This window comes from Halalkalibacter lacteus (assembly GCF_036663595.1).
In the GTDB taxonomy this organism is placed as follows: Bacteria; Bacillota; Bacilli; order Bacillales; family Bacillaceae_D; genus Halalkalibacter; species Halalkalibacter lacteus.
In genome coordinates this window covers 19595-29913 of the sequence record NZ_JAWRVL010000038.1, presented here as the reverse complement: position 1 = coordinate 29913, position 10319 = coordinate 19595, and the positions used below count along the sequence as shown (strand labels likewise).

At 38.0% G+C, this 10319-nt stretch carries 16 protein-coding genes and 1 pseudogene; 2 read left to right on the top strand and 15 right to left on the bottom strand.

What is annotated here, in order from left to right; translation table 11 throughout:
• From SAZ04_RS19315 to SAZ04_RS19305, 3 genes are all read right to left on the bottom strand, one after another.
• Window positions 1–1119 (bottom strand): ABC transporter substrate-binding protein (locus SAZ04_RS19315; RefSeq protein ID WP_332698384.1); only part of this gene is annotated, 1119 nt, incomplete at its 3' end.
• Window positions 1120–1389: 270 nt separating this feature from the next.
• The gene (locus SAZ04_RS19310; protein ID WP_332698381.1) at window positions 1390–2397 is read right to left on the bottom strand and encodes a LacI family DNA-binding transcriptional regulator; all 1008 of its coding nucleotides are present in this window, start codon (window positions 2395–2397) and stop codon (window positions 1390–1392) included.
• A 230-nt stretch (window positions 2398–2627) separates the two neighbouring features.
• Window positions 2628–2828, bottom strand: coding sequence for a cold-shock protein (locus tag SAZ04_RS19305; RefSeq protein ID WP_060671790.1), 201 nt, complete (start codon window positions 2826–2828; stop codon window positions 2628–2630).
• Window positions 2829–3166: 338 nt separating this feature from the next.
• Here SAZ04_RS19305 and SAZ04_RS19300 point away from each other — a divergent pair, with 338 nt between their 5' ends.
• On the top strand, window positions 3167–3406 hold the full coding sequence (locus tag SAZ04_RS19300) for a hypothetical protein (protein ID WP_332698378.1): 240 nt from the start codon (window positions 3167–3169) through the stop codon (window positions 3404–3406).
• Between the two features lie 21 nt (window positions 3407–3427).
• Window positions 3428–3604, top strand: a pseudogene (locus SAZ04_RS19295) (erythromycin esterase family protein); the annotation flags it as partial.
• 804 nt (window positions 3605–4408) lie between these two features.
• Here the strand turns inward: SAZ04_RS19295 and gvpU are convergent.
• The 12 genes from gvpU to gvpQ all read right to left on the bottom strand — a co-directional run bounded on the left by gvpU (window position 4409) and on the right by gvpQ (window position 10286).
• Window positions 4409–4807 (bottom strand): gas vesicle accessory protein GvpU, encoded by a 399-nt coding sequence (gene gvpU, locus SAZ04_RS19290; RefSeq protein WP_332698375.1) that lies wholly within the window; start codon window positions 4805–4807, stop codon window positions 4409–4411.
• A 24-nt stretch (window positions 4808–4831) separates the two neighbouring features.
• Complete coding sequence (locus SAZ04_RS19285) at window positions 4832–5503, bottom strand: YtxH domain-containing protein (RefSeq protein ID WP_332698372.1); 672 nt, start codon at window positions 5501–5503, stop codon at window positions 4832–4834.
• Between the two features lie 48 nt (window positions 5504–5551).
• Window positions 5552–5842, bottom strand: coding sequence for a gas vesicle protein (locus SAZ04_RS19280; protein ID WP_332698369.1), 291 nt, complete (start codon window positions 5840–5842; stop codon window positions 5552–5554).
• 25 nt (window positions 5843–5867) lie between these two features.
• Window positions 5868–6152 carry a gas vesicle protein K gene (locus tag SAZ04_RS19275; RefSeq protein ID WP_332698366.1) on the bottom strand — a complete coding sequence of 95 codons (285 nt, stop codon included), beginning with the start codon at window positions 6150–6152 and terminating at the stop codon, window positions 5868–5870.
• On the bottom strand, window positions 6118–6393 hold the full coding sequence (locus SAZ04_RS19270; protein WP_332698363.1) for a gas vesicle protein: 276 nt from the start codon (window positions 6391–6393) through the stop codon (window positions 6118–6120). Before SAZ04_RS19270 ends, SAZ04_RS19275 begins: the two co-directional genes overlap by 35 nt.
• Before the next feature lie 16 nt (window positions 6394–6409).
• Entirely contained in the window at window positions 6410–7216 is an 807-nt protein-coding gene (locus SAZ04_RS19265; RefSeq protein ID WP_332698360.1) for a GvpL/GvpF family gas vesicle protein, read from the bottom strand.
• Between the two features lie 4 nt (window positions 7217–7220).
• Window positions 7221–7481 carry a gas vesicle protein GvpG gene (locus SAZ04_RS19260; RefSeq protein ID WP_332698357.1) on the bottom strand — a complete coding sequence of 87 codons (261 nt, stop codon included), beginning with the start codon at window positions 7479–7481 and terminating at the stop codon, window positions 7221–7223.
• Window positions 7481–8248, bottom strand: a complete 768-nt coding sequence (locus SAZ04_RS19255; protein WP_332698354.1) for a GvpL/GvpF family gas vesicle protein — start codon at window positions 8246–8248, stop codon at window positions 7481–7483. Before SAZ04_RS19255 ends, SAZ04_RS19260 begins: the two co-directional genes overlap by 1 nt.
• A 14-nt stretch (window positions 8249–8262) precedes the next feature.
• Complete coding sequence (gene gvpN / locus SAZ04_RS19250; RefSeq protein ID WP_332698351.1) at window positions 8263–9183, bottom strand: gas vesicle protein GvpN; 921 nt, start codon at window positions 9181–9183, stop codon at window positions 8263–8265.
• A gap of 25 nt (window positions 9184–9208) precedes the next feature.
• Window positions 9209–9475 carry a gas vesicle protein GvpO gene (gvpO, locus tag SAZ04_RS19245; RefSeq protein ID WP_332698348.1) on the bottom strand — a complete coding sequence of 89 codons (267 nt, stop codon included), beginning with the start codon at window positions 9473–9475 and terminating at the stop codon, window positions 9209–9211.
• A gap of 74 nt (window positions 9476–9549) precedes the next feature.
• Window positions 9550–9810: a gas vesicle protein GvpJ gene (gvpJ, locus tag SAZ04_RS19240; RefSeq protein ID WP_332698345.1), complete on the bottom strand. Its 261-nt coding sequence runs from the start codon at window positions 9808–9810 to the stop codon at window positions 9550–9552.
• Between the two features lie 26 nt (window positions 9811–9836).
• Complete coding sequence (gene gvpQ / locus SAZ04_RS19235; protein ID WP_332698342.1) at window positions 9837–10286, bottom strand: gas vesicle protein GvpQ; 450 nt, start codon at window positions 10284–10286, stop codon at window positions 9837–9839.
• Between the last annotated feature and the right edge of the window lie 33 nt (window positions 10287–10319).

Below are 10319 nucleotides of genomic sequence, written 5' to 3'. Positions count from 1 at the left end.
ATAGTAGTAGTGATCAGCAAAACTTGTAATCGTACCTTCTTCAAAGTGTACTTGCAAATCCGCAACTGTTGGGTCTTCTTGGAAGACATTTTCTACAGCTGAAAATAGTTTTTGCTCATCAATGTAGAATTGAACGTTTTCTTCTTCTAGCAAGAAGTTGACAAATGTCTTCGCTTCTTCAGGATGCTCAGATTTTGATGAAATAGAAAGTAGCGTATCAACACCAGAGACTAAACGGTTTTCATCCGCGTTGTTTGATGCCGGTAAGGCAAAGGCTCCGATTTCAATGTCCGGATTTGCTGTTTCAACTTGACTAATCGCCCAAACACCTTGCATGTACATAACAGATTCACCATTAGCAAACGCTGAGTTAGCTTGATTATAATTTGTTCCAAATACATCGTTATCTGTATACTCCAGCAGAGTTAACATTTTCTCTGACGCTTCTTGATAACGATCAGCAAATGTTATTTCTTCTGCGTGGCGCTTTTCAAAGAAGTCGTCACCATGAAGATTAGATGCTAGTGCATTAAATGGTGGCAATGCCGTCCACGCTTCCCCATAAGCAGAGTAGAATGGCGTTTCTCCTGCCGCTTCAATCACTTCCGCTACCTCGATAAGCTCATCCCATGTTGTTGGAATTTCTAATCCTAGCTCTTCAAATTTTGTTTTGTTATATAATACGGTGTTTGCGTTTGCAGAATGTGGAAGTCCGTTCGTCTCTCCGTTATCTGCCAGTTGATTGATCATATCAATATAGGCTGGAATGATATTGTCGGTGCTTTCATCGTCAGTAAAATCAACAAAAGCTCCTCCACGTGCCATTTCACCGTATACACTATTTCCATTCATTGCCACAATTTCAGGAATTTGATTTTGCGATAAACGAGATAAGAGGACGGTATCTGACTCTGGAACATTATTTTGTTCAATTTTGATGTTTGGATGTTCCTCTTCAAACTTAGCGATTAATTGATCGTACGTGCCGACTGCTTCTGATTTAAATTGAAAGAACTCTAATGTCACTGTGCCATCATCAGCGCCACCGTTCCCACCACAACCAGCTAATAAACTGACAGCTATCACACCAGACATAACTACACCTAATAATTTCTTCATTTCATTTTCCCCCTATATAAGTTAGTCATTTTTCCTAACATAAAGTTTTTTATCACAACAACTTTCACTTTACCTTGTTTTCTTCACCTCCTTTTAATACTTAACTACAATAACTTTTTTAGATTAAAGCTATTTGATACACAAAAGAGTAAACGTTTACGTGAATTGCTATAAGAAAGCATAAACATATTTTTATTTATGTTTATGTTGGATTTATAATAATTCACAACAGAAAGGAGAAAACGTTTACGTATATCACTAAAAAAAAATTCAATTAACCTTCTTCACTGTTTTACGTTCGATAATATGATGCGGGATAATTCGACTTTCAACAGTGTTACCTGTCACCAGCATGTCTAAAAGTAATTCTGCACTGAGTTTCCCCATCTCGTACAACGGCTGTGCTAATGTGGTAAGAGGCGGAATAGCCATTTCAGCAATTTTTAAGTTATCATATCCAATTATGGATAACTCCTCAGGTACATGAATACCCATTTCAAACGCATCAGACATGGCACTAACAGCTAATTCATCACTAGCTGCAAAAACAGCTGTTATATCTTTTTTCTGTTTTAAAAGTTTTGGGAGCATCCCACTACCATTTTCAAAACTAAATCCAGGTGTACTGACAATCTTCTTTTCATCAAATGAAATTCCATGATCTTCTAGTGCCTGTTTATACCCTTCAACTCTGGGACGACCAGCAATCTCATCAGCCATATCCCCACTAATCATCCCAATTTCACGATGACCTTTTTCGATAAGATAGCTCACAGCACTATAAGCCGCATGTTTATCATCCACTTTCACATAAGGAAGTGGAAAACGATACGATTGGGTTGCAACTAACACGACTGGAATCTTCATTTCCTTAAGCGTTTTATAATACTCCTCCGTTATCACTGCACTTGTAAAAATAATACCATCCACACGCTTTTCATTTAATAGCTGTAAATATTTCATCATTCGATTGCCAGATTCACCAGTGTGACAAACAACGATGCTATGTCCCCGGTTATGAGCAACCTCTTCAATACCTTTTAAAATATTTGATGAAAACATACTTGAAACATCTGGAAACAATATTCCAATTGTTTGTGTTCGCTTGTTGATTAAACCTCTTGCAACAGCATTTGGTTGGTAGCCAAGTTCCTTAATCGCTTCTAAAACACGTTCCTTTGTTTTCGCTGAATATCCCTTTTGCTCATTTAAAATACGTGATACAGTTGCGATCGATACATTTGCTTTTTTTGCTACGTCTTTAATTGTTGGATTCATGTTTTCACCTAGTTAAGTTTAAGTAACGTAAACGTTTTCTAAAGTGATAATATAATTGATTTGAAAAATTGTCAAGCGCTTTCAATAAAAAGTTCAACCCGAATTCAAGAATATAGCCTTTGGGCTTTATACTTTCAGTTTTGTCGGGGCAAGCATTATAAGTAGTCGGATTTTTTGAAATTGATTTTTCAGCACACAAAAAAGGACTCTGCTATAGAGTCCTTTAATCATTACGCTTTGTTTACGTTCGTAGCTTGAAGTCCACGTTGACCTTGTTCAGTGTCAAACGTAACTTTTTGGCCTTCATCTAAAGATTTAAATCCTTCGCCTTGGATAGCTGAGAAATGTACGAATACATCTTCTCCTCCTTCAATTTCGATGAAACCGAATCCTTTTTCTGCGTTAAACCATTTTACTGTACCTTCTTGCATGTTTGTTTCCTCCTATGTGGATATAAACCACAATTTATTACTATCGTTGCTCAATTAGATATCAAAGGCGAAAAGTTTAAACACTTATTCCTTCCTTAAAGACCGAACAAAAATAATTCTTCTTAAGCTTATCAGATAACATTCCGAAAAGCAAATAATATATGAACCTCCCGCCACGAAGTTCTTCTGGAATATGAATTGGAGAAGAAAAAATTTAGTCCTTCAGTTCCATTTTGATACAGCATGGAAGGCTCCATCAATTTATGTCAGGGTAACAAATAGGTACATGCACCTACCCCCCCCCTCCTACATAAAGTATTCAAAAAGGAGAGGTTTGTATGAGTTGGCAACAAAAAATTGGACACTTATTTGGGCAGCCCGTAGGAGTTTCGTTCACCGATGGCCAAGGAACTTCGGGTGTATTATGTAGTGCAGATGGCAATCAAATTTACATCATGGAATATTTGTATCAATCACAGTTTGCCCTCAAACATTATGATTATAGGATGATACAAGATATTAACTCTTTCCCTCATTGCCAACCCCATCACAACCATTATCAGCCACCACTATATTAAAGAATTATTTCAAGCTCAGTTCATACGATGATCACAAATGATAGCGAATCTTGGAACGTTCGCGATCGTCATGTGGTTGAAGTGCTTTACCATATCGGTAATTTTCATGGCCCAACGGCAAAAGCGATCGTTTGGGAACATAACACGCATATTGTAGATGCTCGCGCAACGGACATGGCAAGAGATGGAATGGTTCATTTCCCCTTTCCTTATTTGACCCTTTCCGTTAGTAAGAAAAATTCCCACTTCCCATCAAGAACAAGAAATAGGAGAGTCGGTCGTTTAGACCAACTCTCCTATTTCTGTTTCACGTAAGATCATTATTGGAAAAATACCATTAGTGTCAAAGCCATAAGAGTAAGAATTCCTGGGTTTTTCAGTTTTGTGTTTGTCATTTAAATTACCTCCTGAAAGTTGATCTCTTTTTGTTACATTCATCATACCAAGCATAAAGAACGCTGTAAGGAAGTACGTAAGATAATGTCACAGTTAAAATATATATTTGAAATACATGTTTTGGTTGAACGTTCATTTTGATTTCAAAAAAACTACTCCTGTCCGCTAACAAATTCGCTGGGGTTGGCCAACAACCATACTCCTCCTGATTTCTCATCTAAAAAACACCTAACCATCAGTGGTCAGGTGCCCTATCTATTATGAGTCGATTCTTTTTTCAAATTGTTAATTTGCATATCGTTCTTACCCGAGATTTTATTTGTTCTTCATAATGGTAGCCGGAGTTACAGCTCTGATGCCAGCCCTACATTAGCAAACTGCCCGTCACAGACTAGCACTGCATAGTTGGGAACAGACCGTGCCGCTGCAGGACATACTTCGGCAAAAGCAGCAAATGTTCAGCCTTAAAGGCATCTGGCTCAAGTGTCGATGTGGAATGCATAAAATTCCCCTTTGCTTTATTGCTTTATTGCTTGTTTGAATGCACGAATGCACAGTATGTGCAGTGACGAATCCCCATACCGATCTTTATCACATAACCTATGGTTAGTTAGCACTACTATCTGAAATCTTTCCTAAAAAGAAACCGTCAATTTCACGTAACTTCCCTCTCCAAAGAATTTTCCCTCTTGAAGGAGTTGGTTTACTGTCACCACAATATACTTTCGTGTTTTTCAAATGGATGTAATGGGCTTCCATGTCATCATTCGTTTCGAATGCCTCTCCTGCCGCAACAAGTTGTTCACTTACCTTTTGCGCAGTCTCGCTACCATCTTCAAAGGTTTCACTTAGTGTGTCAAAGTATTCCTTAGCAGATACCATTGTCCCTGTAATAATCGCACCATTTACGTTTAACGTAATATCTAATGAAAAATCACGCTTATTTGCTGCTTGCACAAAAAATTCAAGGATATTGTCTTTTATTGTACCTGGCTCATTTATCATGTTCACTTCTCCTTTCTCAATCAATTAAGAAGATGTGTCGTCATCACTTGAGAGGGTTGTATCATTACTTTTGTCATCGTCCTTATTCGACTGTTTCGATTTAGATGTCTTTCTACCTTGAGTGCCCTTTTTTCTCGTACTATTTTTCTTATTCTCGTCTTGATCTTCGTCCTCTTCACTTTCTTCTTTCTCATCTTCTAAATCGTCTTCTTCCTCAGAATCTTTTTCTTCGCCCTCTTCGCTATTTTTAGTTAGTTCTGTCAGCATCTCTTCCAATCGATCTATACGATTGTTTAGATTTTCATTTTCTTCCTTTAAGGACTCTTGGTCATTATTCGTTGAATCCTTTTCGGTACTTGATTGTAAACTTGTTTCATTTTCAGAATGGCCTTCTTGTTCATTTGAATCATCATCTTCTTTATGAAATAAATCTAGCGCAGAATTTTTAATTGAACCTGCAGCTTTCTTAGACTTTTCTTTCGCCGCTTGACCTAATTCCGATCCTTTGCTTTTTAATTTATCACGATCGATTTTCTCCATAAGCTTTTTTCCATTTTCAGGAGTAGCTATATAGCCAACTGCTGCCCCAATCAAACCTCCTGTTATGGAACGTTTCATCGGGCTACTATTTGAACTTCTTTCATTATTCATATCTTTTTCTTCTGTTTGATTTTCTACATGTTTTGTTTCTGCCATTGTAAAAACCTCCTAGTATTAGTTAAAGTCCACTTTAGAGTTTGACTCTCACTTTCTCTCCAGAGATTCAAGTCTCTCAAGCAGCCTTTTATTCTCTTCTTCAAGAGTTTTCGTTGTGTTATTTGCAGCTTTCGAACTTAAGTACGGATCTGTTTCCCACCAATCCATGCCAATTTCTTTTGCTTTATCAACAGAAGCAACGATAAGACGGATCTTAATAGTTAACAGTTCGACATCCGCAATTCCCACCGTGATATCACCTGCAATCACCACCCCTTTATCTAATATTTTCTCTAACACGTCTACAATCGTACTTGACTGCATCGAATGTTCGACCATCGTGAGATCCTCCTTGGCGTTTCAATTAAAGCAAGCTTCCTAAAGGACCAAGATCTATGTTCAAGTCTTCGGCTTCAAGACCGAACACTTCTTTTAACTCATCCATTTTTTCTTCTAGATTCAGTAAAGCCTCACCTAAACGGTCAATTTGATCTTCTGTCAAAGTCCCGCCTTCTACACGTCTAATCGCATGCTTTTCAACAATTTGCCTTAACAGCTCAATGACAGTTAACACAAGTTGTGCTAGTCCATGCTCTGCTTTTTCTGGATCTAAGTTAATTCTCCCATTTGCTGAATTGGCCGGTTGCATCAAGTAACTCCTCCCTTTGTTGATCAAAATTTACTGATGATACCGCTTGGTCATTTCCATGCTGCGCTTGAACAAGAGATTCTACCGAAGCAATTAATACGCGGAGATCTAAATACACAAGGTCCACTCCTGCAATGGAAATCACTAAGTCCGCCTTTATTGCAACACCTTTATCCAGGATGACATCTAAAATATCAATTAACGCGACATCCTTGTTTTCAATTGATTCCCTTAGAGACATATATCGTCTTCCTCACTTATGAATAGCTAGAAAAATGGTAAGCGGGCCACGGGCCAGATACCTCAAACTTCCATCCCATTTCTTGCATTTGTATTTCATATTGTTGGACTTGTTCCAAAAAAGACTCCACAGCCGTTTCAGAAATAAGGTATACACCATTCCATGTCATATTTTCCTTTTTTCCTGTCACGTTTTTACTCCAATTTCTTTTTACATTTCCTTGAATAACAAATTCTTTCAGGTGAAGATGAACGTTCTCACTAATACGATTTATTTCTTCTTCAAGTTCAGATTCAATCAGCTTGTCTAGCTTTTTCTTTTCGAAAAATTGTCTACCCTTAGGTAATTGACTGATTTCGGCTCTCTTTGCTTCGATTGCTGGATTATTCTTTTTGATTTGTTCTTTAACTACATGATCATCACAATACATTTTCACATTCCATTCCTCATTTCCAGCTAATAAGGAAAAGGCACTTTCTATTTTTGGTTCTTTCGCGTGAACAGCTTTTCTTAAACTGTCTTGGTTCTTATATAACGTACAAAATTTGAGTGGGATAATCGTGAACTTCCTTGCTAGTTTCTTGACTGTTTCATGGTGGTGAAAGGCTTTTTCCTGAAGCCATTCCATGTCATTACTCACCTTATCTTTGATCCGTTCTTCTGAGTACTTTTCAGAATCCAGCTTGCAAACAATCGCGGTGCTTTTTTCTATAGGAATAGTGTAAATGCCGCCTGAACCATCGAACCCTTTAAACGTTGGAAGCGATTGATTCGTCGCTTCATTTGTTGGAATTAAGCCATATAGATAGATTAGATCGCCCATCTTCTCACCCTCTTTTCTTCTTTGCCATCTGCTCCCATTGTTCAATTTCGAACCGTTTGGCTGCTTCATATCTCATCAGTAATTCTTCTTCCTTCTCTATATAAGCTTCTTCCGGAATTTCACCTAGCTCATACATCATTTGCAGTTGAATCAGCTTTTGTTGAATGGTTGGAAGGTCATATAATTCTTTGTCCGCTTCTTCTTTCACCTTTTCCCCGATTTTTAGTACGAGGTTAATCGGTGCAGATACTACTTTATGCAACATTAGGCATTCTCAACTGTTAATCTAATATTGATAAAGTTATAAGCTGGCCATGGGCCGCTATAACTAAATTCGACCTTATCCTTCCATTGGTCATGCGCTTCATTCACCTTTTGATCAAACTCATCTTCTTTGTCTCGGTCAATTAAGAAAGAGGCGTTTAATAGCATTTTTTCTCCTATTGGATCATTCACTTTTGACGATTCAGCTGATCCTTTTAACGGGTTAAACACTTCCTCTTTCACCTCTTTTTGCAAAGAGGCAAAGAATTTTTGTGCAGCTCCACCTAATTGAATCCGCTCATAATAGCTAGCTGCTTCCGATTTCCCTCGAAGAGCTTCTGCCATCTTCTCAATCTGTGCATTCTCACTAACTTGTGATTCCAGCCACTCATTTTTTCCAATCACTTTCAATCCAACTTCAATTTTTCCTTTTATTTCTGGAAACAGCTTTTCAAATTGTGGATATAAATTTTCTAGTAATACACCGACATCCTCTTTTGACTGAAACACATTGCCAAAACTAACAGGAATGACAGTGTCATTTTGCTTCATCACAAGAGAAACGACATGTTGATGCATCAGTAAGTTGTCTTTATTAGGGTGATAGATTTTCATTGGAACCTCGGCGGCGACAAACGCTGCATCTTTGTAACGGATCGGAAAGAGTTCCCTTTTCTTCCCTTCTATCTCAATATCGCCAAACCCATCATCAATTTCTGTTTGAATTCCACAAAATATATAAATACCGCTATTCTCTTCTTGGCTCATTGTGCGACTCTCCTTTATTCCTCAGTAACCTTCATCTTCTCGCAAGCTTTTATAATCAATTCTTCGGCTGATTTCACTGGTTGATTTGATTCGATACATCGGCTTATTTGATGTCCTAATATGTCGAGACATAGACGTTGAAAGTCTGGATCATTTCCATCTATTGCGATATCTTCTTCTGTCGCTACTTTTGCAATCATCAATGAAGCTCGTAAGCTCGGACCACTATCCTCCATGCATTCTTGTCGTAAGGTAGATACTAGAGTCGTAATAGCTTGTGCTTCACTCTTTTCAATGTCTACTTTTTCTGACACAATCGTTGTCTCTCGAGCAATGTCTTTATAATCAACAAAGATCGTAATCAACCGATCTAGCAAGGCATCTTGTGCGGAATAGACACCTGCATATTCATCAGGATTGCTCGTAAATATGACCGAAAAATCAGGGTGTACACGGACAAACGGTTCCGTCAATTTCGAACCATATAAAGGCAGGATTCCCTCTTCTAAAATAGATAAAAAAATGTTATTCGTCGTTGGCTGCGATCTTGTAAACTCATCGTAAACGAGCGTGTACCCATTTTTGACCGCCTCTAACAAACGCCCGTCCCTCCACGTCTCTGTAACACTTTCATCTTTTTTATAAACGGAACGAATATAGTTGTCGACAACCTTTTTACTTTTGTATCCAGTAAAGTCGCCAATTAAATCTTTGTTGTTTAATTCATGGTTTCCGTGTATGAGCATGACGGGTTTTTTTCTTTTTTTAGCTAGAGCGAGTGCTAGAGAGGTTTTCCCTGCTCCTGATGGACCTGTAAAATGAATAGGGTAGCCTGCTTGTACGTATTGTAATGAGCGAGATAGTAAATCTTTTGTTTGTGAGTCTTGTATGCTTGATCTCGTATCCTTCTTACTCTTTTCCTTTAAGACCGTCACTCTTTTCCCTCCTACTCACCACGACCTACACTTCTTGACCAATTGCGCTTCTATAACGAATATCACGCCTTTTAAAAGAGGTAACTTCCTTTTCTTGATTAAGATAAACGTCATACACACCTAACATTTCATCTTTTGCATACTTTTTCATGTATTCCTTTTCTTCAATCACTTCAACAGTGAGCTTCCAACCATTGTTGTCACTTTCTTCAACTGAAGTAATTTTGTGAACAGGTGCTACATGTTCATGAAAGAAGCCAGCAACATTTCCCATGATTTTTTTTATTTCCATAGTGACCTCCTGCTAAATATAGGACGGGAGGCCAAGGTTAGTAGATGTTACCCTGACCACATCCTAGTCAACGTCTAAATGCTAAAGCCAGCATTTCGTTCATTTTGCCCGGATAAAAGTCCGTTTTCTTCAACCTCATCTCGAAGTAGGCCAACAGCCTCTGCATAACGTAACCATGTATCGACACTTGCAATTACAACTCTTGCTTCAACAGTTAAAATTTCAATTCCAACTACCGAAACTCTTACAAATGCGTCAATCACAATTCCTTTATCTAAAATTCGGTCAATGACCTCTGCTAAACTTGAACTATCGGCACTTTTTTGAATTGACATCTAACATTCTCCTTTCACTGTTCCATTTAAGAACTAATCGTCTTAATGTCATTTGATGATTTTATATTCTGTGAGCTTTTAATAGTAGTAGCACTTTTAATATGGCCTATGCCTTTAATGTTTCTGACACCCTTAACTTTCCGGCCATCATCATCTTTATTGGATGAGGAGACTTTATTTTGAAATTCCTCTCCCGCCTCTACCACTTTGCCAATCTTGTCTCGAACAGAAAGCAACACATCTTGAGTCTTTTCTTTCGCTTGTTCTGCCTTGTTATAGACTTTATCAGCGTTTTCGTCTTTGGCATTCTCTAGTTTCTCAGCCGCTTCATCAGCTTTTTCTTGGACATTCTTAACAAATTTTTCTTTTGCTTTGTCTACTACAGTTTCTTTTACTTGTTCCTTTACGGGCTCAGGAGTATGTTCTACTACCTTTTTGGCAGCTTTGACCATTGCCTTTTTCATTGGCTTGTCCATCCAATTCCCCCTCGATTATCGAAAGTAGACTTC